Here is a 22,794-nt window from a genome sequence, read left to right as displayed (position 1 = left end):
AATCAGCCATGTATCGCTGAGCGACAGACTAATGCATGTATTGGAACTGCAGTGGATTGAGCCCGTCACAGCCATGCGACGCCTCTCGCATCGGAGGCACCTCACGTTCCTGGATAGCGCATCGAGACACGCGGTGCTCGGGCAGTACTCGTATGTGACGTGCGATCCCTTCAGCACTTATATAATCGCGGACGGGAGAGGTATTTGCAACGGAGAGTCCATTGTGGGCGATCCGTGGGCGGCACTTCGCGCCATGCTAGCCAAGTATCCGCAAATGCATCGCGCCGATCTCCCGGCATTCCAGGGCGGCGCCGCCGGCTTTTTTGGATACGAGCTGAACAGGACGCTGGAGCGATTGCCGGTGTCGAGCATCGGGGGGCATCGCTTGCCTCAGGCCCTCCTACATCTTTACGACGTCGTGATAAGCTTCGATCACCGCCATGACAGATGCTGGGTCCTTTCTACCGGGTGGCCGGAGCAGGATCCGGTTCGCCGGCGTGAGAGAGCTCGCCGAAGAGCCGAAGAGTTTGTTGCGCTGATTACAGTCTCAGCCCCCCCTCCTGATTTTACACCAGGCCAGGCCGGCTCATGGCATTCAAACTTCAGTCGCCAGGGATACATCGCGGCGGTACAACGCGTGATTGATCTCATTCTGTCGGGTGACGCCTTCCAGGTCAACATTGCGCAGCGCTTCAGCGCTCGCCTGGCGAACTCGTTCGATCCGATAGCCTTCTATTGTCAGCTGCGGAAAATGAATCCGGCTCCCTTTGCCGCCCTTCTTCGGTATGGCAAGCTCACCATTGCATCGAGCTCGCCCGAGCGTTTCCTAAAGCTTGACGGGCGACAGGTCGAAACGCGACCTATCAAGGGGACGGTGGCGCGTTCTGCTGATTGCGAAGAAGACCGGCGTCGCGCTGAGACGCTGGTAGATTCGGAGAAAGACCGCGCCGAGAACACCATGATCGTCGACCTCCTGCGCAATGATCTCTCGCGCGTTTGCACGCCTGAATCAGTCCACGTCCCGTCCTTATGCAATCTCGAGTCCTATGCCTCGGTGCACCATCTCGTGTCCGTCGTTACGGGTGAGCTAACACACGGAGAGGATGCCGTGGGCCTACTTAGGGCCTGCTTTCCCGGCGGCTCAGTTACCGGAGCTCCCAAGGTACGCTCGATGGAAATTATCCTGGATATCGAGCGTGTGGCGCGAGAGGTGTATTGCGGGGCCATAGGCTACATAGGTTTCAATGGACATATGGATGTAAATATTGCCATTCGCACCGTAACGATCGACGACGGCCAGGCCGTCTTCCATGCAGGTGCCGGGATAACGGCAATGTCCGATCCGGCCGCCGAATATGAGGAGAGCCTTGCAAAAGCAGAGCGCATTTTTCGCGCATTCATTGCTGAAGACTCCGGTGCATCTTGATTGTCATTGTCGACAACTACGACTCTTTCGTCTTCAACATTGCGCGATATTTCCGCAAGCTTGGTGCAGCAACATGTGTCGTCCGGAACGACGCGATGGATGTGAGCGAACTTGCTGACCTCAGGCCCCGCGCGGTTGTCATCTCCCCCGGTCCGTGCACTCCAATTGAGGCTGGAATATCGACAGCCGTCGTTCGTGAACTTTCGGGTCAGGTGCCAATTCTCGGCATTTGTCTTGGACACCAGTGCATTGGGACGGTGTTCGGCGCACGCGTAACGCGCGCACGTCGTCCTATGCACGGTCGGCCCTCGTATGTCACACATGAAGGCGGCGGGCTGTTCAAAGAACTACCGTCTCCACTTTGTGTGGGGCGCTACCATTCGCTTATCGTCGAATTGGATCCGTCATCGGCCCGTCACCTCACGGTGACAGCACTCTCGGATGATGGGGAGCTCATGGCCCTCGCCCATCGCGATCAACCAACATATGGCGTGCAGTTCCATCCGGAGTCGATACTCACCCCACAAGGGGACGTACTGTTCGCAAACTTCCTACGGCTTGCAGAGCTTTCTTAAGGCGGCCGTAGAGGACTGGTGCAGCCATAGCGTGGCGGCGGCCGTCAGGATCCGGCCCGATGGGCCTCGATTTTGTTCTGCTTGCGTTCCAGGCGCGACCATGGCTCACCACCCCCGGGCGCGACCGTCGAAGACCAGCGAGGCCTCCTGGGACGGGAAAGTCACTCACCGCCGACATCCGGGCGCGGCGTATCCTGCTCTGACGGCCATTACCGAGGAGCCGCTCGACGTCCGGCTGGCTGCTCTCCTGTCGAACCACGGTCACGTTCCGCAATCCAAACAGGGCGTCTGCCTGCGTGACCTGCGGGAGGTCGTCCGTGAAAGGATCAAGGGCGCGCACGACGGACGCTGGAGCAAGGCCGACCTGCTCGCCGAGCTCATTCGGCATGGCGGCTCGCTGGCGCGCTGGCGCCGCACCGCGACATTTACGTCCGGCCGAGATCCTTCGGCTCGATCAAGCAACAGCTCGAAAAAGACCATGCCGTCGTCATCGCCATCTCTGCGAATTCGTCATGTGAGGGCAGCCCATCCGCCGAGGCTATTTGCAGCTCTAGCGGCAGGTTTGATCGTCTATGGCAGCCTCATTCCGATCAGCATCCTTCGGGGCGGCTGGTCCAAACGCGCCAAAGGGTAGACAGTCGTAGAAATAGAAGAGGTGTCGTACGAAGTGGCACTAACTGCCCAGGCGCATAGCCCGCAAAGAGCGTCGCCCAGCCGGCATCGGCTCTTGAACGCCAATGCCAAGGCCGTTGGAGTGTTGAGCGCCTCGAAGCCTTGAATTTGCAACCGGGGCGTGCACACATAGCAATGTGAAAAGATTGCCAGGACCTCCTTTGGGCGCTCTTTCGACCAGGTCAAGCGCGTATATCGTTGCCGGGACCCATAACGGCGTCGGCAAGACGACGGTCACTCTTACTCTTCTTCGCGTGCTTCCAACCACCAAGGTCGCCTTGCCCCGCCAGGCCGGATTGCCCGTGGCAATCGGTTGCGACTGGGCGCCGAGTGGGACAAAGAACCTGCTAGGCTAGCTCAAGATCACAAAGTTGGTGAGCGATCATGAAGGCGGCCTTTTCACCGATCAAGAGCTCATCGATGCGGTTACCCGCGTTCCTGCCTCGATGATCGGCTGGGATTCCTATGTCGGATCCATCGAACGCGACAAGGCGGCCGACCTTCTCATCGTCGAAAGCACGCAAGGGATCCTTATGCTGGCCTCATCGCCGCCGATGAATCCAAGATTAGATTATCGCCATCGTGAGCCGCCGCGCGACCCTTAAGCGACCCGCCGCATCCTAGGATGGCTGCGTTGCGGCGGATTTGCGGATTTCAAACCTAGCCGCGGAACTGGGTCGATCAACGGACCACGTCCGCGGCCGTCCATCAGCCATGATCGCGGCACGCCGAATGCATCTGCGTAGATGCGGCCAGTTTCAGCATTGAAATAGCGAGCCGCGATTTCGTGGGCGCGATAGGTGCCTTGGTGCCACCCAAACCTGACCGCGGCCTCCCGGCTGAACTTGAAGCTGGCCGCCTTTCGGGGAGCGTGCAGACGGACGGTTGGGCCGGTCCGAGCCCCCTTATAATGCTCCTTCATCCCCGATCTTCCCGACGGCCTCTCCCTGTCGGTTTGGCCGTGCCCGTCAATTTCAAGGACTCGTTTACCGAGTGGAAGTCTGTCTTCCTAGCGCCTCGTTTCGATTTGAGGCGGAATGCCGGCCGGCGAAGCCACCGCGTTCGAGGTTGATATCGCTCGGTTGCGTTTGGTCACGTTCGGTTTTCGGCCAACGGGGGCCCAAACGGACGAGAATTTCTGCAAAAACCTATTGTTATCACCAAACTTCATGATTTTTGCCAAATAAGTAACTTTGTCAACTGATCAGGAAAATCGGGGGTTTTAACCCGTTTTCATGCCGTTTTAGGCCAATTTTGGCCTCCTCATCCTTTCTTAGACCCCTTTTCCGGCCGGTTTGGCGCCAGCTGCGGGCCAATTTTATTACTTTGAGGTATTTAGATAGCGAGAATTGGGCTCTCCAGGGTCGGGTTTTCGGCAAACGACTCGTCGATGAAAGCTTTGGGAGAGCTCGATCCTCAGGTCATATTTGGGAGGCCCTGGGCGAGCGTAGGCATAACCGGGTTTCTTGCCGATCGGCGGCCACATTCTCAGCCGGACAAGCGCGTATCGTCGGCCTTCCACCGGAAGGCGCAGCTCTGCTTCTCGGTCTAAATGCGCCGTTGCAATAAATTATTGTAATTACGCAACGGAGTTTTAGTGAGGTGCTCACCATAATACTATTGACGTTGAACAGCATTATACTATTGTATTCGCACGACATCAAATTATCGAAACCTCGCGGGCTGGAACATGCCCTCCCTCCACGAAAAACTCGCCCGGTCCCTCACCGAGCTGAAGACCCTCAGCAACGGCGGAAAGCGACGAATCTTCCGGAGCGACGAACTTTCGCGCACCCACCGCGAACGGCTGGTGGAGGCCGGGTTCCTGAAGGAGATCATCAAAGGATGGGTGCTGATGCCGCGACCCGAGGAGCGGTTGGGCGACCGCACGTCCTGGTACTCGTCGTTCTGGGAGTTTTGCCGCGCCTACTGCAACGAGCGCTTCAAGAGTGACTGGGTCCTCTCGGCAGAAAGTTCAATCCCGCTACTTGCAGAAAATCTTAACGTTCCGAAGCAGGTCGTGATCGCGGCACCGACCGCCAATAACCAAACCCAGCCCCTCCTCCATGGCACCTCCCTTTATCTGTACAAGGCGACCAAACTGCCGGTGACCCCGGTCGAGACCGCCGGGGTTCAGACCTTTCCGGCGCCGCAGGCGATCTGCGCTGCCGCGCCAGCTTTCTGGCAGACGCAAAAGAACGACGTCATCGCCCTGCTCGGTTCGCAGAGGAATGCCAGTGCAATCCTAAAAGTCCTCCTGGAAGGCGGACATGCGGCCGTGGCGGGGCGCATCGCCGGGGCGTACCGACTGCTGGGTAATACGCGGGCCGCCGACGATATCGTCACCGCGATGACGGCGGGCGGGCACGATGTCAGGGAAGATGCCGATCCATTCAAGGCGCCGGTACCGATGCAGCTTCCAAGCCGGGCCACGCCACCAATCATGACGCGAATCCGTCTCATGTGGGCGGAGATGCGCGAAAAGGTGTTAGCAAATTTCAAGCTTGAGCCGCGGCGTATCAACGATCATGACGGATATCTGGCCGCGATCGACGAACGGTACACCTCGGACGCGTACCACTCGCTTTCTATCGAAGGCTACTCGGTCACGGAGGAACTGATCGAGAAGGTCAAGACCGGGAAATGGGATCCCAACGGCAGCGATGGAGATCGCAAACAAAGGGATGCAACGGCCGCGAAGGGCTACTGGGATGCGTTCCAGCTGGTCCGTGGCGCGGTGGCCCGCGTGCTCAACGGCGAGGACGCCGCCGAGATCGCCGATCGGGAGCACCTCGACTGGTACCGGGCCCTCTTTCAGCCCTCAGTTCAAGCCGGCATTATCAAGCCCGAAAACCTCGCCGGCTATCGAACTCACTTCGTTTTCATCAGGAACTCGGGACACACACCGGTCGCTTGGGAATCGGTACCTGACGCCATGGAGGCTTTTCTTGATTGCCTGAAGGAGGAGAAGGATCCGCGCGTGAGAGCTGTGCTCGGACAGTTCGTATTCACCTTCATACACCCTCTTCCAGACGGCAATGGCCGAACGGGCCGCTTCCTCATGAATGTCATGATGGCATCGGGAGGACTGCCTTGGACAATCATTCCCGTCGGCAGACGCGACGAATACATGCGGGCACTCGAGAGCGCGAGCGTACAAGGTGATGTCGGTCCCTTCGCCGCATTCCTGGCAGACTGTTGTCGTCGTGAACCGCCTCCGCCCCGGCAGAGCCTTCCGGGAGAACTCCAAGCACTGGCGGACCTCGGTTGAGGATCGCGCCGGACGAGGGCCCGGCAAAAGCCAGTGTCACCAAATCGCGCGCGCAAGTTGCGAGCCATCGCACGGCGAGATGCCGACGTAACCGGCACCCGTGGGCTAACCTCGGAGCGCGCGCGATCATGATCGGGATTACCACATGATGATGATCAGCGATCAAGCTGACCAGCACCGATCCCGATCGGCGTGATTCCGATCATCATCCTCGGCGGCATCAGCATGCCGATGTCCAGGAGCAGCAGCAGCACGCCATTCCTCTGTCAGCCTCAGAACGGACGGTGGGAGGCCGTTCTCGGCTGCAAGGTCGAGGTGCTGACCAAGGGCTTTCTTTCTCTCGACCCGCGCGGCAGCGCGCGGATGCCGAACAACAGTTCGGCGATGGTGACGCTGGAGAAAAACAGCGTCTCGGCCGCCTGGGCGTCGAGCCAATCACGGACCGATGGATGCGGTTCGGGCTTCATCGCCTCGGAGACCACATTGGTATCGAGCAGGATCATTCGAAGCGCATCGGCTCAGCGGGACGCGCGTCGCGGCCATGTTCAAGTGCCTCGACATCGGCATTGGTGAGGCCGATCTTCCGGCTCATCTCCGAAAGGGCGGTGCAGAGCCGCAGCCGGCCCTCGGGACGCACGGCGGCCTCCAGAATGGCGCGCATTTCCGCTTCCGCGCTGCGATTGTGCTGCGCCGCGCGGACTTTCCCCTTGTGGCAGCACCATTCTCAAGCGCGATCGTGCTGCACGACCGGGTCCACGAAGGTGATATGCAACGTGATCGGCCCTCTGGAACCGTCGAGCAACACGCGAAGCCTGCTGCGCGTAGCACCGAACCCGAGAACGACTCCTTGCTTGCCGCTCAGACGCGGTCCAGCCGCTTCGCAAACGACTACACGCTCACCCACGGTCCAGTCGTGGAGCGTACTTTCACTGGCGCATGCCACTTTGAGTGTCCCAGGACTTTACCCGTCCCAATTCCAACCACGCCGAAAGAGACGATCTGCACATCGGGTCCCTCCGGTCCGACACGCCTCGAAATGCTGCAAGACTCGCATAATCGCGGCCCGACGCCTAGTCGAATTATGTGTATGGCGAGCTCTGCCTGGCGGTTCAGGGCCGGACTGGATCCACCAGTTGGAGTACGAACCTCCCGAATGCTGGTCTACTTTGAATTGGAGGATCCTTTTTGCAGTGGCGTTTATCAATTGGTCTAGGAGGGCCTAACGGGCGCTCTCAGGGCAATGAGCGTTCTGTCCACCGTCGCGACGATATCCGCGACCGTGCTGTGGTCGGCATCGCGGTGGTGCTGTTCACGACGCATGACCATTCGGAGGTTGAGGACGATGACTGCCACAAAACTCTCGCGACCCTTCCGTGAAAGAAATGCTCTCGAGCACCTGGGACCGGGAGCTGGCGAAAGGTCTTGCCCAGGAAGTCGAGATCTGCACAGGCGACCGCGCGAAACGTTCGCCGAGATGCGCCGCTTCCTTGCCGTCAAGGGCTACCGGGAATTTCTGCCGGCCGCAGAAGGCTCGCGTAAAAAATCGTCGAAGACGCGCTGAACTTGGTCGCTCACGCGATACGCTCCTACGCGCTCGAGAGGCCGGCTCTATCCGCCACGCCTTTCCGGAGCGCAGCCTTCCAGGACGCGCTCCGCGCCCTCGCCGTCCGCTGCGTTCGGCGGCTGGTCGGCCAGCCGGCGCTGTGGCCAGCGAATTCGCAAGCGGGCAAGGACAAGGAGATCTTCGGCGAGGGCCCACCGCATCGCGGCCGAAGCGATCCTCAAGACCACGGTGCGCCTGGTAAACCGGGCGAGCCCGGACAAGGCGGCCAATACAGACATTCAGGTCGCGCGCAAGCTCTGGGTCCTGACGGCCGGCGAGCTGAAGCACGCGGAGGACCACATGCTGCTGCTCGGCCGCAAGAACGCCATGGAGGGTCGCGACCTTCCTGCTCGAGACGGACATCCCGCACCGCGGCCGCCGGCCTGATGGCCGTCCGAGTGCCACCGTGACATCGGCGACTATTTCGGCCTCATCCTGGAGACGGTCTCGCGAGCCCTGTCAGAGCTTCACGCCCAAGGCCTTCTCGGCTTCTCCGGAGCGCGCCAGATCGTGCTGCGCAATCGCCAGCATTTGCCGGACATGGAGGTCGGACTCCCGCCACGCCGCCGGTCCGTTCAGTTGCGCCGCCTTCGATTGGGAACAACGCCCCCCACGCAGTGACACAACCTGCCGTCATAACAAACCTGGTCAACCCTCTATGAACGACGACAGGGATGCTCTCCCATTCACTGGAAGTCCGCCGCACCTCGTGCGGAAGGCTACCCCTTTACGGCTTAGCCGGGGCCTCTTGCGGCGGCTCGTCGTCGGCAATTGCCCGCCACGCTGCGCCCTCGAAGTCGTCATACTGACCGCTCCGAAGTGACCAGAGGAAGGCGACGAGGCCTGCACCTCCGAGTGCCAGCGCCAGCGGGACTAGGATCACCAGGATTTCCATCACGCAATCTCCCGCGACGCGCTACGCCCCCGTAGCGAATTCAGCATGACCAGGATCGACGAGCCGCTCATCGCGGCTGCTGCGATCAGGGGCGTCACGACGCCGCTGATCGCGATCGGCACCGCCAGGACATTATAAGCGATCGCGAGCCAGAGGTTTTGCCGCATCAGGCGCAGCGCCTTGCGCGCGGAATCGATGGCCGCGACGACCGGCGCCAGCGGCCGGCTGAGGAAGATGAGATCGGCGGTCGCCTGGCTGAGATGCGCGGCCGAGATCGGCGACATCGAGACATGAGCGGCCGCTAGCGACGGCGCATCGTTCATGCCGTCGCCGACCATCAGCACCTTGGCGCCGCGCCGCTTCAATTCCTCGATCCGCGCGATCTTGTCGGCGGGCGTGACGCCGGCGCGCCACTCGGGAACGCCGAGAGAATAGGCCGCCGCCCTCACCGCCGGCTCGCGATCGCCGGAGAGAATTTCGACGCCGATGTTGCGCGCCTTCAGCGCCGCGATCACGGCTTGCGCATCCGGGCGGAGGCCCTGACGCACCGAAAGGATGAATTTTTCGGCCCCCTTGCAGAAAGCCACGCGGGAGGCTTCCGGATCTAGATCGGCACCGTCGCCGACCAAGGCATCGGCGCCGCAGAACGACGGACGGCCGAGACGAATCTCGACGCCGTCGACCGTTACCCGCACGCCCTGCCCGGCCTCCTCGATTGCACCCACGATCGGCGATTTGGCGACGGCGGCCTGCGCGACCGCGGCGGCCACCGGATGATGGCTCGACAGTGCAAGTCGACCGGCGAGGTCGAACATGTCCGCGGGGATGTCGGCCGCATTCGTCACCTCTAGATCCGGCAGGGTGAGCGTGCCGGTCTTGTCGAAGATGACATGATCGGCTTCGGCCAGCCGCTCGATGACGTCGCCGGAATTGAGCAGCACGCCGGATTTGAACATGGCGCCGGAAGCGACAGTCTGCACCGTGGGAATCGCAAGGCCGAGCGCGCAGGGACAGGTGATGATCAAGACAGCAACGCCTGTCACGATCGCATCATGCCAGCCCGCACCGGCGATGATCCAGCCGAGGATGGTGAAGAGCGCAGTTGCATGCACCACCGGCGCGTAGAGCCGCGAGGCGCGGTCGGCGAGCCGCATGTAGCGCGAGCGGGCCTGGAGCGCATTGTCGAGAAGCCGCGTGATCTCCGCGAGCAGCGTCGCCTCTGAGGCCGCCGAGACCCGCACCCGCAACGTGCCCGAGATGTTCATCGATCCCGCATAGACCGGCGTGCCCTGCTCGGCGGTGACATAGAGCGTCTCGCCGGTGATCAGGCTCTGGTCAATCTCGGAGCGCCCCTCGATCACGGTGCCGTCGACCGCGCAGCGCTCGCCGGGCCGCAACAGCAAGATATCGCCGGGATGAATCGCCGCCACCGGCACCTGCGAAATTTCATCGGGGCCGACGAACTTCGCCGCGGTCTCCGCCTTCAGCGCGGCGAGATTGCCCGCGACCGCGCGGGTCCGCCGCCGCATGTTCTGGTCGAGGAAGCGGCCGACCAAAAGAAACGTGAGCAGCATGATCGCCGCGTCGAAATAGGCGTGCTCGGCGTGGTGGATGGTCTCGACCACGGACATGCCCAGCGCGAGGCACACGCCGATCGAGATCGGCACGTCCATGTTGGTGGTCTTGTGCGACAGCGCGCGCCTGGCCGAACGGAAGAACGGCTGGCCGGCATAGGCTGCCGCCGGCAGCGCGATCAGCGCCGACAGCCAGTGGAAGAAGTCGCGCTGCTCCGGCAACATGTCCGAGACATTGCCGGACCACACCGGGATCGACAGCATCATCACGTTCATGGTGGCGCACGCGGCGACGCCGAGACAGCGCAGCAGGAAGCGCGATTCGGCAACTTCAGTCGCCTCCGCCCTCTCGGTCTCGTAAGGGTAGGCCTTGTAGCCGAGCTCTTCGAGCCGATCGATGAGACGGCTTGGGTCGAGCGTGCCCTGCTTCCATTCCAGCGCGACGCGCCGGTCGGTGAGGTTCACCCGCGCCAGCGTGACGTCGGGAATCGCCGACAGTCCGCGCTCGATCCTGGCCATGCATCCGGCGCAGTGAACGCCGTCGACGGCGAGATCGATGTGCTGGACGCCTTCGCCCGCGGTCCGGACGTAGTACGAAAAGTCCCGCGTGATCTGCATGGCGAAATCCTTCAGTTCAGAATCACGCGGTTGCGTGACAGGAAGACGCGCGTCCCCCGCGCCTCACCCGCGATCACCAGGTCCCACTGGCCCGGCGCGAGGGACGCGGCATCGCCGCGATAGAGGCCGATGCCCGCCTCGGTGAGCTCGACGGCGAGATCAGCGCGCTTGTCGGTCGGCCGCTCCAGGCGTCCGCCGAACCTCAACCCGCTCACCGGCTGCCCGGCAGCGTCGCGCGCTTCGACCTGGAGCACGGCATTGCCATCGGCGCGCCGCTCGATATGAGCGTTAACCTGCCATTTGCGCGCGGCTTGATCCTGCGCCGCCGAGATCTCGCGGTCATAAGTGAGGCCTGCGGCATAGGGGCTGTCGACGTCGGTGCCGGGCAGCGTCGCGATCGCGAGCTTCATCATGGTGACGTTGACGCCGATCACGACGCCGAAGAAGGCGACCAGCATCAGGAACACCTTGGTCCCGGTGAGCGGCTTGGATGCCATGGGTGTCTCCTGGACTTACGGCGCGACGAAATTGTCGGTGCCGGATGCGGCCTCGCCGAGCCCGATATCGGTGACGTGGAAGCGGACGAGAATCGACTTCTCCGGATTGCTCTGCGCCGGCGCGGTCACGAGCATGCGCAGCTCGCTGGTGGAGTCGCGGGGGATCACGATCATCGGCCGGTCCGGCGTCACGGAGTCGACGCCGATGACGTGAATGGTCGCGTTGACCGGGCCGTTGGCGTCGATGGCGATGACGCGGTCATAGCCGCTCTTGTTCAGCAGCCGGACCGTGTAGGCGTTGCGGATCGAGCCGTCGCTGAGCCTGACCGCGACCGGATTGCGGTCGTGCAGCACGTTGACGTCGAGCAGGCTGCGGGTCGCGAGGGTGTAGATCATGATGCCGCCGACGCCCGCGATGATCGCGCTGTAGGCGACCGTGCGGGGCCGGACGATGCGGTAGACCGGCGCCTTGCCTTCCTGGCGGCGATGGATGTTGATGTCGTTGTCGTAGCCGATCAGCCGCTTCGGCCGGCCGATCTTGGCCATCACGTTGTCGCAGGCGTCGATGCAGAGCCCGCACTGGATGCATTCCATCTGCGGTCCGTTGCGGATGTCGATGCCGGTGGGGCAAACCGCGACGCACTGGTAGCAGTTGATGCAATCTCCGACCTGCTCGCCGAGCGCACGCAGCTCGGCGGCCTTCTTGACCGAGGTACGCTTCTCGCCGCGATCGTAGCGGTAGGTGACGTTGAGCGCCCATTCGTCGGTGAGCGCCGCCTGGATCCGCGGCCAGGGGCACATATAGACGCAGACCTGCTCGCGCATGAATCCGGCGAGCACATTGGTCGTCGCGGTGAGGATGCCGATCCAGGCGTAGGCGATCATCGGCGCCTGAAAGGTGACGAGCTCCTTCACCAGCGTCGGCGCGTCGTTGAAGTAGAGCACCCAGGCGCCGCCGGTCCACCAGGCAATCAGGAGGCAGATCGAATGCTTGAGCACGATCTCCAAGATGCGCTCGAGCCTCATCGGATCGGACGATTTGTCCTTCTTCATCCGCTCGCGCCGATCGCCTTGGATCAGGCGCTCGACAGCGTAGAACAGGTCGGTCCAGACCGTCTGCGGACAGAGATAGCCGCACCAGATGCGGCCGCCGACCGAGTTCATCAGGAACAACGCCACCGCGGCGACGATCAACAGGCCCGTGAAGTAGTAGACCTCCTGCGGCCACAGCTCGATGAAGAAGAAGTAGAAGCGGCTGTTGGGCAGATCGATCAGCACCGCCTGGCTGGGGGCGCCGAGACCGCGGTTCCAGCGCACGAAGGGCAGCAAGTAGTAGAAGCCGAGGCAGAACGCCATCAGGCCCCATTTGATCCGGCGGAACGTGCCGGAGACGCTCTGGGGATAGACCTTCTTCCGGGCAGCGTAGAGCGGCCCGTAATCGTCGTCCGATGTGAGTTCGTTCGGGCTCACGATCTTGTTCATCGCCTGGTACTTTTTGACAGGTGCGATTAAACCTAGACCCGACGCGGCGCCGTCCATTGATCCAGCGCAAACGGGGGCGTTTTGTTCGCCCCCGTCTTCCGTCAATGGGCTATTTTCCACCGCCCAGCGAGTGGACATAGACCGCCATGGCCTTGATGGTGGCCGGATCGAGCCGCCCCTCCCAGGCCGGCATGACGCCGCCGCGGCCCAGGCTGATGGTTTCGATCAGGCTCGCCTCGTCCGAGCCATAGAGCCAGATCTTGTCGGTGAGATTCGGCGCGCCCATCTCGGGGTTGCCCTTTCCGCCGTCGCCATGGCAGGCGACGCAATTCTCCGCGAAGATCTTTTCGCCCTTCGCCGCGTCGTAGCCCTTGCGGGTCGACAAGCCCGATACCGACCGCACGTAATTGGCGACCGTGACGATCTCGTCGCCCTTCAGCACGCCGTCCTTGCCGAAGGCGAGCATTTGGCCCTCATGCGCCTTGGCGTGACCGGAACGCGCGCCGAACTGGATGGTCTGCATGATCTGGTCGAGCGTGCCGCCCCACAGCCAGTCGTCGTCGTTCAGGTTCGGATAGCCTTTCGCGCCGGCGCCGCCGCTGCCGTGACACGGTGCGCAATTGTCGCCGAACACGGTTTTCCCCTTGGCGCGGGCAAGCGCCAGCAAGGCCGGATCCTTTTCGATGTCGGCGAGTGAGGCCGCGCCGAGCGCCACCATCTTGTCGCCGCGGATCTTCTCGAGATTGGCGAGCTCGACTGCGACGTCGGCGCGGGACGAGTATCCGAACATGCCCGTGGTGTTGCTGGAGATCAGCGGCCAGGCCGGATAGACGAGCCAGTAGCCGATCGCCCAGACGATGGTGAGGTAGAAGGTGACTACCCACCAGCGCGGCAGCGGCGTGTTGAGCTCCTTGATGCCGTCCCACTCGTGCCCGGTCGTGGACCTGCCGGTGACGGAATCGATGTCGCTATGATGATCGGTCATGATCTCTCACTCCTCCCGCAACGGCAGGTGTGCCGCTTCGTCGAAAGCGGGCTTGTTGCGAGGCCACAATGCGTAGGCGATGATCGCGAGAAAGATCGCGATGAAGACCGGCGTCCAGATCGTGGTCACGAGACCGGACGCAAGATTGTCGAGTGTCAGGATGGCTTTCATCGTTGATGCCTTCTCAGCGAAAATTGGCTTTCTCGTTGTAGATCTTGAAGTCGACCAGCGTGCCGAGCATCTGCAAATATGCGATCAGCGCGTCCATCTCGGTCGGCGTGCCGGTCTTGCCGTCGAAATTGCGCACGACGGCCTTGGCGTAGCGCTTGCTGAAGGCATCGCTGCCGGAATTGTTCGGATCGGCCTGGGCCTTCATATCGGCGCCGGCGCTCGCGATCTGATCGTCGGTGTAGGGCACCCCGACGGTTCTCAGCGTACGCATGTGGTCGGCGATCATGTCGGGATCGACCTCTGTCTGACTGAGGAACGGATAGCCCGGCATCACCGACTTCGGCACGATCGCGCGCGGGTTGGTCAGATGGGTGACGTGCCAGTCGTCGGAATATTTGGCGCCGACGCGAGCAAGGTCGGGACCGGTGCGCTTGGAGCCCCACTGGAACGGGTGGTCGAACATGCTCTCGGCGGCGAGCGAGAAGTGGCCGTAGCGCTCGACCTCGTCGCGCAGGGGGCGGATCATCTGCGAGTGGCAGAGATAACAGCCTTCGCGGACGTAGACGTTGCGGCCTGCGAGCTCCAGTGGCGTATAGGGCCTGACACCGTCGACCGCCTCGATCGTGCTCTTGAGGTAGAACAGCGGCGTGATCTCGACGAGACCGCCGATCGCGATCACCAGCAGGATGCCGACGATCAGGATGATCGAGTTCTTTTCGAAGACTTGATGGCGTGTCCAGAACGACATGGAAAACTCCTCATTCCGCCGGCTGAAGAGCGAGGGGCCTCTGGACTTCCGCTTCGCCGACGCGAACCGTCATCCAGAGATTGTAGGCCATGATCAGCGCGCCGATCAGGAACAGGCCGCCGCCGGCGGCGCGGATGATGTAGAAGGGATGCATCGCCTCGACCGTCTCAATGAAGGAATATTCGAGGAAGCCGAGCGAGGTGTAGGCGCGCCACATCAGACCCTGGACGATGCCCGACACCCACATCGCCGAGATGTAGAGAACGATGCCGAGGGTTGCGATCCAGAAGTGCCAGTTGACGAGTTTCAGGCTGTAGAGGCCCTTGCGATTCCACGCCCATGGTACCAGGCAGTAGAGCGCGCCGAAGGAAACGAAACCGACCCAGCCGAGCGCGCCGGAATGCACGTGGCCGATGGTCCAGTCGGTGTAATGGCTGAGCGAGTTGACCACCTTGATCGACATCATCGGGCCTTCGAAGGTCGACATGCCGTAGAAGGCGACGGAGACGACGAGCATGCGCAGCACAGGGTCGGTGCGCAGCTTGTCCCAGGCGCCCGACAGCGTCATAAGGCCGTTGATCATGCCGCCCCAGGAGGGCATCCACAGCATGATCGAGAAGGTCATGCCCAGCGTCTGCGTCCAGTCCGGCAGCGCCGTATAGTGCAGATGGTGGGGACCTGCCCAGATGTAGAGGAAGATCAGCGCCCAGAAGTGGATGATCGACAGCCGATAGGAATAGATCGGCCGCTCGGCGCGCTTCGGGATGAAGTAGTACATGATGGCGAGGAAGCCGGCGGTCAGGAAGAAGCCGACCGCGTTGTGGCCGTACCACCACTGGAACATGGCGTCCTGGATGCCGCCCCAGGCGACGTAGGATTTGGAGCCAAACACCGAGACCGGGAGGGCCGGATTGTTGCCGAGATGCAGGACCGCGATCGTCACGATGAAGGCGAGATAGAACCAGTTTGCGACGAAGATGTGCGGTTCCTTGCGCTTGATGATGGTGGCAAGGAAGACCAGCAGATAGGCGACCCAGACGATGGTCATCCAGAGGTCGGCATACCATTCCGGCTCGGCATATTCCTTCGACTGGGTGACGCCGAGCAGATAGCCGGTGCCGGCGATCAGGATGAAGAAATTGTAGCCGATCACGACGAACCAGGGCGCAAGGTCGCCGGCCAAGCGCACGCGGCAGCTCTTCTGGACGACGTAGAAGGACGTCGCGATCAGCACGTTGCCGCCGAAGGCGAAGATCACGGCGGAGGTGTGCAGCGGACGCAGGCGGCCGAAGCTCGTCCAGGGCAGATCGAAGTTCAGCGCCGGCCAGGCCAGTTGCGAGGCGATGATCACGCCGACGAGGAAGCCCGCGATGCCCCAGAACATCGCCATGAAGGAGGAAAACTTGATCGGGCCCATGTTGTAGTTGGGGCGTCCGTTGATCTCAGCCGGCGGCAATGCCGCCGGTCGATCGAAGTACCGGTTGATGATGCAGAACACCGCCGCCAGGCTCGCCGCCGCGCTGAGCGCGGCGTGGAAGGCGAAGGACGCGTCGAGCGCCTTGGCCGAGGCGATCACGCACAAGAAGGCGGTGACTGCGAACACGATAGCCAGGCCGCTTTCACCTGACGTCATGGATTTGGAGAGGGCGGGCTGGCTCATGCGGATTCTCTCTGAAAGAACACGTCGCCAGAAACCACATTCGCCCTCGCGGGGAATTGATTGAAATCAAGCTAGCTGGGTTTCCGTTGACGTGAGACCGATGCGGATCAGGGAGTAGTATCAATTGCTTGCGCACGGCACGGCGCACACCGCGAAGCATTGCCTCCGGGAGATCACGGAGCTTGAAATCGCGGGAATCAAGGCAGCTTCGTCAGTACCGCGCCGTCGCCTTGAGCGCCGCGATGACGTCCTCGCGGGCGATGATGCCGACCAGCTTCCTTGCGCCGTCGAGCACGATGATGCTCCTGATGCGATGCTCGACCATGATCTGGAGCACGCGCGTCAGCGTTGTGTCGGGGCTGACATAGATGAACTCGGGCGTCATGACGTCGCCGATCTTGCGGCTCATCAGGTCGGGATAGCGCGGCAGCATCTGGCTCGGCGTGAAGGCGAAACACTTCAGGATGTCGAATTTGGTGACGATGCCGACCACCTGCCCGTCATCCTCGACTGGATAGGAGTTGAAATCGTCGCGCTCGAACATCTCGCTGAGTTCGAGCAGGTCGAGATCGCACTGAGCCGTCCGTACGTTGCGTGTCATGTAGCCGCCGACGGTCTGTTCAAGAGACTTGTACACGGCGCGTCCTCCTGGATTGGTCTGGGTTCGCCGGCGGTCGGTGCGACAGGAACATGCAGCGGGCCGATTGCGTCATCAGATGATGCGTGGCGCCGCCGAGGATCAGCTCGCGGAAGCGCGAATGACCGTAGGCGCCGGCGACGATCAAGCCGGCGCCGATGTTATAGGCGATCTTCTCTAATTGCTCGGCGGCGGTTTGGTTTCTCGTGGCTTCCGGGATGCGCGCGATCGCAGCGAGGCCGTGGCGAGCGAGCCATGTGGCAACGTCCGTGACGCGCCCCATCGCGGCCGAGCCGTCGCCAGCGTATTCCGAAAGCTCGACGATGGTTATGTCCTTCGCGTTGCGCAGCCTCGGCAATGCATCGACAACCGCCCGCCGTGCCTCGGGCGTGTCCTTCCAGACTATGAGCACGCTACGCACATCGAGCCAGTTGACTCCGTCGGTTATCATCAGGAGCGGCCGGCCAGCCTGCATTACCAGATCCTTCAGGCTTGCAAGCGAAAAGGCATCGGAGAAAGCGGGCTATATCCGCCGCTGACGACGATGTCGGCGCACCGCACCTGCGCCAGGACAAACCGCCTGGGAAAATCCAGGGCGCTGCGCCATTCCGAGTGTCCGCCGCGCGCCTTCGTCGCGGCGCGGATTGCGCCTCCAGCTCGGCAAGGCGTTCCTGACGGAAGCCTGCTCCCGATCGATCAGCCTAGGGCCTCGGCGCCATCTGCGAAATAGAGCGGCGGAGCGAACTGCGCCGCGGCAACGCCGACAATGGTCGCCTCGAACCGCTCGGCGAGTTCGCCCGCGACCTGAAGACGTGCCTCGTTGGGCTGATCGAGCGCCAGGCTGACCACCACGGTCGGATATGTCATCGGGAGCCTCCGGGCAGTACGTTGCTGTGGAAATCTAGCCGCGCCGACGCAAGGCAGGATGAGGTAGATCAATTTTCGGCGCCCAGTTGGGAGAAATCCGCCGATCAGACATCCGAACTTGCCTCCGGTCCGGCCTTGGGCGAAATTGCCGCCACGGGACCCCTCCGCGGGAGAATGGGAGCAATAGCTTGTCGCTGAGCCGCGTAACGCATCCGCCAGAGGACGCTCGCGGCGAGCATTTCGGCGTCCGGATCGAAGGCTTTGGCGTCGGCACCTGGGATCTCGATCTCAGGATGCGCGAGCTGGAGTGGTCGGAAACCGCGAGAATGCTGCTCGGCATCGAACGGAATCAACCGGCGAGCTATGAACTCCTTCTCTCGCGCCTCGGTCCCGCGGACCGCGCGCGCCTGGAGAGCGCGATCGAGCATGTCGTCGACCACGGCGGCGGCTTCGACGTATCCTTCAGAGTTGCCAATGCCTCAGGCCTGGGGCGCTGGATTCGCGCCCGGGCAGGTCTCATCCGGGACGACGCCGGTGCCGCCCGCCATCTCAGCGGCATCTTTCTCGACGTCAACGAGGAGAAACAGGTTGAGGAGGCACTGCGCACCCGCGAGACTCACCTCCAGTCGATCCTCCAGACCATTCCCGATGCAATGATCGTCATCGACGGCCACGGCATCATCCAGCTCTTCAGCACGGCGGCCGAGCGCCTGTTCGGCTGGCCCGAGCAGGAGGCCATCGGCCAGAACGTCAGCATCCTGATGCCTGAGCCCGACTGCACCCGCCACGACGGCTACATCGCGCGCTACCGCACCACCGGAGATCCGCATATCATCGGCATCGGGCGTATCGTGACAGGCAAGCGCCGCGACGGAACCACCTTTCCGATGCATCTGGCGATCGGCGAGATGCAGTCGGGCGCCGAGCCTTATTTCACCGGATTCATCCGCGACCTCACCGAGCATCAACAGACCCAGGCGCGGCTCCAGGAATTGCAGTCCGAGCTCGTCCATGTCTCGCGGCTGACCGCGATGGGCGAGATGGCCTCTGCGCTCGCCCACGAGCTCAACCAGCCGCTGGCGGCGATCAGCAATTATATGAAGGGCTCGCGACGGCTGCTCGCCGGCAGCAGCGATCCGAACACACGGAAGATCGAAAGCGCGCTGGACCGCGCCGCCGAACAGGCGTTGCGCGCCGGCCAGATCATCCGGCGCTTACGCGACTTCGTGTCTCGCGGCGAGTCCGAGAAGCGGGTCGAGAGCCTGTCCAAGCTGATCGAGGAAGCCGGCGCGCTTGGGCTTGCCGGCGCCCGCGAGCAGAACGTGCAGCTCCGCTTCAATCTCGATCCGGACGCCGATCTCGTCCTCGCCGACCGGGTGCAGATCCAGCAAGTCCTGGTCAATCTGTTTCGCAATGCGCTGGAAGCGATGGCGCAGTCGCCGCGGCGCGAGCTCGTTATTGCCAACAGCCGCATCGCCGATGATGTGATCGAAGTGGAGGTGTCCGACAGCGGGTCCGGCTTCCAGGGCGACGTCATTTCAAACCTGTTTCAGACCTTCTTCACCACCAAGGAGACCGGCATGGGCGTGGGACTGTCCATCAGCCGCTCCATCATCGAGGCTCACGGCGGCCGCATGTGGGCCGAGAGCAACGCATCGGGTGGCGCAACATTCCGCTTCACCCTCCCGGCAGCCGACGAGAACTGATTCATGACAACCAAGGGACATGTCTACGTCATCGACGACGACGCGGCGATGCGGGACTCGCTGAACTTCCTGCTGGATTCCTGCGGCTTCGGCGTCACCCTATTCGACAATGCGCAAGGCTTCCTCGGCGGCCTGCCCGGCCTCGCCTTCGGCTGCGTGGTCTCGGACATCCGCATGCCGGGCGTTGACGGAATCGAGCTTCTCAAGTGCATGAAGGCGCAGCACAGTCCGTTCCCGATCGTGATCATGACCGGTCACGGCGACGTGCCGCTCGCAGTCGAAGCGATGAAGCTTGGTGCGGTCGACTTCCTGGAAAAGCCGTTCGAGGACGACCGCCTCGTCACCATGATCGAGGCCGCGATCCGCCGGGCCGAACCGGTCGCCAAGAACGAGGCTATCGCGCAGGATATGGCCGCCCGTGTGGCCTCGTTGAGCCCGCGCGAGCACCAGATCATGGAGGGGCTGATCGCAGGTCTCTCCAATAAGCTGATCGCCCGCGAATACGACATCAGCCCGCGCACGATCGAGGTCTACCGGGCCAATGTGATGACCAAGATGCAGGCCAACAGCCTCTCGGAACTGGTCCGGCTGGCGATGCGCGCCGGCATGCTGAAGGATTGAGGCAGGTCAAGGCACGTGTGCGGGCCTGTGGTAGCCACGCAGGCATGATCGAGATCGGCTCGCCCCATCAGCGGCCCCCAGGCGCATCGGCAAAGCCCACCGTCTACGTGGTCGACGACGATGCCGCTGTGCTGGGATCCCTGCGCTTCCTGCTGGAAACCGAGGGCTTTGCCGTGCGGACCTTCAGGAGCGCTCCGGCGCTGCTCAATGCGACGACCCCGCCCGGCGCGGACTGCTACGTGATCGACTATAAGATGCCTGACATCAATGGCATCGAGTTGGCCTGGCGGCTGCGCCAATCCGACGCCGACAGGCCCGTGATCCTGATCACCGGCTATCCCGACGGAAATATCTCGGTAAAGGCAGCGGCGGCAGGGATCACGGACGTGATTTTGAAGCCGCTCCTCGATGAAAACCTGGCGAAATGCATCCGCCACGCCATCCAGGACAGGCGCGGCCACTGACCTACGGGATTCTCCGTAGGTAAACCTCCTTAAGATATCGCTCGAAATTTCCGGATCGCGCGATCCCGCGTACCAATGCACCATCACAACGGAGATGGCGCAGATGCTGACCCAGACGCTCAAGACCCAGGCGATTAAGACGCAAATCGGCGGTAAGATCGCTCCCGCGCGTTCCGTTTCCGAACAATTCGGCGCGATCGCCGGACATGCCGGCCTCGTTGCCACCGAGTTCTCTTATCGCAAGGACGAGGAGATCTATGGCGGGGATGAGCCCGCCGAATATGTCTATCAGGTCGTCTCCGGCGCGGTGCGCAGCTACAAGCTGCTCTCCGACGGCCGCCGTCAGATCGGCGCGTTCCATCTTCCCGGTGACGTGTTCGGCCTCGAACCCGGCCAGACGCATCGCCTTGCGGCCGAAGCGATTATCGCTACCAGCGTACGCCTCGTGGAGCGAGCCAGCCTCGAAAGGTCCGCCAGCACCGACGTACAGGTCGCGCGCAAGCTCTGGGTCATGACGGCGGGCGAGCTGCGTCACGCCGAAGATCACATGTTGCTGCTGGGGCGCAAGACGGCGATGGAGCGTGTTGCAACCTTCCTGCTCGAAATGGATCGCCGCCTCGCCGTCGCCGGCATGATGGCACTGCCGATGTGTCGGCGCGATATCGGCGACTATCTCGGCCTCACGCTCGAGACCGTGTCGCGCGCGCTCTCGCAGCTTCACGCAAAGCGCATACTCGGCTTCTCCGGCGCCCGCCAGATCGTACTGCGCAACCGCCAGCGCCTGCACAATCTCGATGCCTGATCGCTTTCACCCGGCCGCGTTTCTCCTCTCCGACTTGGCCCGCCGAACGCATTTTCGGCGGGCCTTTCTTGCCGCAATCAAGCCGCGGGCTGCGTTTCCGGCCAAGAGGATCAGAGTTGCCAAAACGTGTGCCAACTGCTGCGGCGGAGTTGAAGCCCAAAACGACCAAACCGGTTCGACCTCTCCCATCAGGTTGTGGCCTAGCAGCCGGCCTGACGTTACGGTGCGCGCAGGCGAATGCGGCGCGGATGTTGACGTCCTCTAGATCATCCTGATTTTCGCGGTACTGGGCCTGCTGGCAGCTCTCGCACCAGTGACGCTGGTCTGGATCTCAGTCCGGGTCCTTCAATGCCGAATCCTGAAGACAACTTTGTCGAGCCCGCCGCAATCTCCCCTATGAGGCCGACTGGACGACAGATGGGACCCTCGGCTTGGACCGACTTTCCGCCGCAAGACGCTACGGGCGTCCGATCAAGTAGCCTTGCATCTCATCAGAGCCCTCCTGGACAAGGAGCGACATTTGGACCTTCGTTTCGATCCCTTCAGCAAGCACCGGCACGCCAAGACCCTGAGCGAGCCGATGACAGCGCGAACGATGGCCAACGATCGCTCGTTCTGTCCAAGCGAGGCAACGGATGCCCGATAGATCTTGATCCGGTCGAGAGGGAAGGCCTCGATGGTAGGACAACGAGGAATACCCGGTCCCGAAGTCGTCCAGCGCGATCAGGATGCCGAGGCTCTTGAGCGATTGCATCGTCTTCTTCGCGCGCAAGACATCCTCGATCAGCACGCCTTCGGTGATCTCGAGCTCGAGGCCGGCCAGCGACAGCCCGCTTTCGCCCAGCGCCTTTCGGACTTGCGCATCGAGGTTCTCTCTGCGGAATTGCGCGGCCGAGACGTTGACGGCGATCCTCAAGAGTCGGTTCCACGACGCGGCCTCACGGCAAGCTTCCATCAGCACCCGGTCGTCAATCTGGGCATCGAACAGCCTCAGAGCGCCGCTCACGCCGCTTAAGCGCGATCAGCCTACCGCCAAAAAGGCCTTGCCCCGCTCAGGCATGTCGAGGGGATATCGCATGACAGAACTGTCGGGTGGGACGCGCTTTTTGAAGCCAAGCGACCGGGGCGGAAAGTTCCGGCAGGCGATCGCCCATGGAAACAAAGCCATTACGGATCGGTCCGCCACTTGGGGCTTCTCGGAGAGAGCCGATCCGCTCACCATCCCTCCAAGGTGAACGCGAGCGACCGTTTCGCCCAGAACAAGGCGAGAGGGCCGCTCGGCGGAGCACAACCAGGACACAGAAAGCGAGGCCGTCGGAGGTGGCACCAGGGGGTGGCGCGATGAATATCGCAACCGCCCGGCCAGGTCTTCGGCGGGATAGCGACGCTGTGGCCCTGCCGGCAATCGTCAAAACACCCAGAAGCCCGCAAGGCAACCCCGGTGAACTTACCGAGACAACTGGTCTCCACGAGGTCCTAACTGGTTCTGCACGATATAACCAGTGTTGAATGTCGCTCGC

The 22,794-nt window shown here is 62.4% G+C and carries 19 protein-coding genes and 4 pseudogenes; 10 read left to right on the top strand and 13 right to left on the bottom strand.

Annotation, left to right across the window (positions count from 1 at the left end; genetic code table 11):
* Positions 1 to 31 precede the first annotated feature (31 nt).
* The 5 genes from pabB to IVB12_RS23460 all read left to right on the top strand — a co-directional run bounded on the left by pabB (position 32) and on the right by IVB12_RS23460 (position 5,944).
* A complete protein-coding gene (gene pabB / locus IVB12_RS23480; protein WP_247302509.1) occupies positions 32 to 1,426 on the top strand; it encodes an aminodeoxychorismate synthase component I in 1,395 nt (464 codons plus the stop codon).
* The gene (locus tag IVB12_RS23475; RefSeq protein WP_247302508.1) at positions 1,423 to 2,001 is read left to right on the top strand and encodes an aminodeoxychorismate/anthranilate synthase component II; all 579 of its coding nucleotides are present in this window, start codon (positions 1,423 to 1,425) and stop codon (positions 1,999 to 2,001) included. The genes pabB and IVB12_RS23475 overlap by 4 nt, the downstream gene beginning before the upstream one ends.
* A gap of 100 nt (positions 2,002 to 2,101) precedes the next feature.
* Entirely contained in the window at positions 2,102 to 2,635 is a 534-nt protein-coding gene (locus tag IVB12_RS23470) for a hypothetical protein (protein ID WP_247302506.1), read from the top strand.
* Between the two features lie 412 nt (positions 2,636 to 3,047).
* Positions 3,048 to 3,278, top strand: coding sequence for an amidohydrolase family protein (locus tag IVB12_RS23465; RefSeq protein WP_247302504.1), 231 nt, complete (start codon positions 3,048 to 3,050; stop codon positions 3,276 to 3,278).
* 1,085 nt (positions 3,279 to 4,363) lie between these two features.
* On the top strand, positions 4,364 to 5,944 hold the full coding sequence (locus IVB12_RS23460; protein WP_247302502.1) for a Fic family protein: 1,581 nt from the start codon (positions 4,364 to 4,366) through the stop codon (positions 5,942 to 5,944).
* Between the two features lie 329 nt (positions 5,945 to 6,273).
* Here the strand turns inward: IVB12_RS23460 and IVB12_RS23455 are convergent.
* Both IVB12_RS23455 and IVB12_RS23450 read right to left on the bottom strand, forming a co-directional pair.
* Positions 6,274 to 6,447 (bottom strand): annotated as a pseudogene (locus IVB12_RS23455) (PIN domain-containing protein); the annotation flags it as partial.
* Positions 6,444 to 6,647, bottom strand: a pseudogene (locus tag IVB12_RS23450) (plasmid stabilization protein); the annotation flags it as partial. The pseudogenes IVB12_RS23455 and IVB12_RS23450, both read right to left, overlap by 4 nt.
* Before the next feature lie 1,053 nt (positions 6,648 to 7,700).
* On the opposite strand from IVB12_RS23450, the pseudogene IVB12_RS23445 reads away from it, so the two are divergent.
* A pseudogene (locus IVB12_RS23445) lies at positions 7,701 to 8,093 on the top strand (helix-turn-helix domain-containing protein); the annotation flags it as partial.
* A gap of 181 nt (positions 8,094 to 8,274) precedes the next feature.
* Here the strand turns inward: IVB12_RS23445 and ccoS are convergent.
* The 10 genes and pseudogenes from ccoS to IVB12_RS23395 all read right to left on the bottom strand — a co-directional run bounded on the left by ccoS (position 8,275) and on the right by IVB12_RS23395 (position 17,681).
* Positions 8,275 to 8,442 carry a cbb3-type cytochrome oxidase assembly protein CcoS gene (ccoS, locus tag IVB12_RS23440; protein WP_247302588.1) on the bottom strand — a complete coding sequence of 56 codons (168 nt, stop codon included), beginning with the start codon at positions 8,440 to 8,442 and terminating at the stop codon, positions 8,275 to 8,277.
* Complete coding sequence (locus tag IVB12_RS23435; RefSeq protein WP_247302500.1) at positions 8,442 to 10,634, bottom strand: cation-translocating P-type ATPase; 2,193 nt, start codon at positions 10,632 to 10,634, stop codon at positions 8,442 to 8,444. Before IVB12_RS23435 ends, ccoS begins: the two co-directional genes overlap by 1 nt.
* 11 nt (positions 10,635 to 10,645) lie before the next feature.
* The gene (locus IVB12_RS23430; protein ID WP_247278979.1) at positions 10,646 to 11,131 is read right to left on the bottom strand and encodes a FixH family protein; all 486 of its coding nucleotides are present in this window, start codon (positions 11,129 to 11,131) and stop codon (positions 10,646 to 10,648) included.
* Positions 11,132 to 11,146: 15 nt separating this feature from the next.
* The gene (ccoG, locus tag IVB12_RS23425) at positions 11,147 to 12,613 is read right to left on the bottom strand and encodes a cytochrome c oxidase accessory protein CcoG (protein WP_247302491.1); all 1,467 of its coding nucleotides are present in this window, start codon (positions 12,611 to 12,613) and stop codon (positions 11,147 to 11,149) included.
* 109 nt (positions 12,614 to 12,722) lie between these two features.
* On the bottom strand, positions 12,723 to 13,598 hold the full coding sequence (gene ccoP, locus IVB12_RS23420) for a cytochrome-c oxidase, cbb3-type subunit III (protein WP_247302489.1): 876 nt from the start codon (positions 13,596 to 13,598) through the stop codon (positions 12,723 to 12,725).
* Between the two features lie 6 nt (positions 13,599 to 13,604).
* Positions 13,605 to 13,769, bottom strand: a complete 165-nt coding sequence (locus IVB12_RS23415; RefSeq protein WP_247302487.1) for a cbb3-type cytochrome c oxidase subunit 3 — start codon at positions 13,767 to 13,769, stop codon at positions 13,605 to 13,607.
* 13 nt (positions 13,770 to 13,782) lie between these two features.
* On the bottom strand, positions 13,783 to 14,517 hold the full coding sequence (gene ccoO, locus IVB12_RS23410) for a cytochrome-c oxidase, cbb3-type subunit II (RefSeq protein WP_247302485.1): 735 nt from the start codon (positions 14,515 to 14,517) through the stop codon (positions 13,783 to 13,785).
* Positions 14,518 to 14,527: 10 nt separating this feature from the next.
* Complete coding sequence (gene ccoN / locus IVB12_RS23405) at positions 14,528 to 16,177, bottom strand: cytochrome-c oxidase, cbb3-type subunit I (protein ID WP_247302483.1); 1,650 nt, start codon at positions 16,175 to 16,177, stop codon at positions 14,528 to 14,530.
* 211 nt (positions 16,178 to 16,388) lie between these two features.
* Positions 16,389 to 16,814 carry a CBS domain-containing protein gene (locus IVB12_RS23400; RefSeq protein ID WP_247302481.1) on the bottom strand — a complete coding sequence of 142 codons (426 nt, stop codon included), beginning with the start codon at positions 16,812 to 16,814 and terminating at the stop codon, positions 16,389 to 16,391.
* Positions 16,798 to 17,681: pseudogene (locus IVB12_RS23395) on the bottom strand (universal stress protein). The gene IVB12_RS23400 and the pseudogene IVB12_RS23395 overlap by 17 nt, the downstream one beginning before the upstream one ends.
* 188 nt (positions 17,682 to 17,869) lie before the next feature.
* On the opposite strand from IVB12_RS23395, the gene fixL reads away from it, so the two are divergent.
* The 4 genes from fixL to IVB12_RS23375 all read left to right on the top strand — a co-directional run bounded on the left by fixL (position 17,870) and on the right by IVB12_RS23375 (position 21,274).
* On the top strand, positions 17,870 to 19,387 hold the full coding sequence (fixL, locus tag IVB12_RS23390) for a sensor protein FixL (protein ID WP_247302472.1): 1,518 nt from the start codon (positions 17,870 to 17,872) through the stop codon (positions 19,385 to 19,387).
* A 3-nt stretch (positions 19,388 to 19,390) separates the two neighbouring features.
* Positions 19,391 to 20,008, top strand: coding sequence for a response regulator FixJ (gene fixJ, locus IVB12_RS23385; protein ID WP_247302470.1), 618 nt, complete (start codon positions 19,391 to 19,393; stop codon positions 20,006 to 20,008).
* Between the two features lie 44 nt (positions 20,009 to 20,052).
* Positions 20,053 to 20,472, top strand: a complete 420-nt coding sequence (locus IVB12_RS23380; protein ID WP_247278990.1) for a response regulator — start codon at positions 20,053 to 20,055, stop codon at positions 20,470 to 20,472.
* A gap of 103 nt (positions 20,473 to 20,575) precedes the next feature.
* Positions 20,576 to 21,274, top strand: coding sequence for a helix-turn-helix domain-containing protein (locus IVB12_RS23375; protein ID WP_247302468.1), 699 nt, complete (start codon positions 20,576 to 20,578; stop codon positions 21,272 to 21,274).
* A 457-nt stretch (positions 21,275 to 21,731) separates the two neighbouring features.
* On the opposite strand, the gene IVB12_RS23370 is transcribed toward IVB12_RS23375, so the two are convergent.
* Entirely contained in the window at positions 21,732 to 22,280 is a 549-nt protein-coding gene (locus IVB12_RS23370; protein ID WP_346658342.1) for an EAL domain-containing protein, read from the bottom strand.
* Between the last annotated feature and the right edge of the window lie 514 nt (positions 22,281 to 22,794).

Source organism: Bradyrhizobium sp. 179 (assembly GCF_023073535.1).
In the GTDB taxonomy this organism is placed as follows: Bacteria; Pseudomonadota; Alphaproteobacteria; order Rhizobiales; family Xanthobacteraceae; genus Bradyrhizobium.
The sequence above is the reverse complement of the archived record's forward strand: the minus strand, read 5'-3'. Positions and strand labels throughout refer to the sequence as shown.

Excerpts from the sequence above, each read along its gene's own strand:
- IVB12_RS23470 (WP_247302506.1), top strand. The coding sequence starts at position 2,102 with ATGGCTCACCACCCCCGGGCGCGACCGTCGAAGACCAGCGAGGCCTCC.
- IVB12_RS23435 (WP_247302500.1), bottom strand. The coding sequence starts at position 10,634 with ATGCAGATCACGCGGGACTTTTCGTACTACGTCCGGACCGCGGGCGAA.
- IVB12_RS23380 (WP_247278990.1), top strand. The coding sequence starts at position 20,053 with ATGATCGAGATCGGCTCGCCCCATCAGCGGCCCCCAGGCGCATCGGCA.
- pabB (WP_247302509.1), top strand. The coding sequence starts at position 32 with ATGCATGTATTGGAACTGCAGTGGATTGAGCCCGTCACAGCCATGCGA.
- fixJ (WP_247302470.1), top strand. The coding sequence starts at position 19,391 with ATGACAACCAAGGGACATGTCTACGTCATCGACGACGACGCGGCGATG.
- ccoS (WP_247302588.1), bottom strand. The coding sequence starts at position 8,442 with ATGGAAATCCTGGTGATCCTAGTCCCGCTGGCGCTGGCACTCGGAGGT.
- IVB12_RS23375 (WP_247302468.1), top strand. The coding sequence starts at position 20,576 with ATGCTGACCCAGACGCTCAAGACCCAGGCGATTAAGACGCAAATCGGC.
- IVB12_RS23415 (WP_247302487.1), bottom strand. The coding sequence starts at position 13,769 with ATGAAAGCCATCCTGACACTCGACAATCTTGCGTCCGGTCTCGTGACC.
- ccoN (WP_247302483.1), bottom strand. The coding sequence starts at position 16,177 with ATGAGCCAGCCCGCCCTCTCCAAATCCATGACGTCAGGTGAAAGCGGC.
- ccoP (WP_247302489.1), bottom strand. The coding sequence starts at position 13,598 with ATGACCGATCATCATAGCGACATCGATTCCGTCACCGGCAGGTCCACG.
- ccoO (WP_247302485.1), bottom strand. The coding sequence starts at position 14,517 with ATGTCGTTCTGGACACGCCATCAAGTCTTCGAAAAGAACTCGATCATC.
- IVB12_RS23430 (WP_247278979.1), bottom strand. The coding sequence starts at position 11,131 with ATGGCATCCAAGCCGCTCACCGGGACCAAGGTGTTCCTGATGCTGGTC.
- ccoG (WP_247302491.1), bottom strand. The coding sequence starts at position 12,613 with ATGAACAAGATCGTGAGCCCGAACGAACTCACATCGGACGACGATTAC.
- IVB12_RS23460 (WP_247302502.1), top strand. The coding sequence starts at position 4,364 with ATGCCCTCCCTCCACGAAAAACTCGCCCGGTCCCTCACCGAGCTGAAG.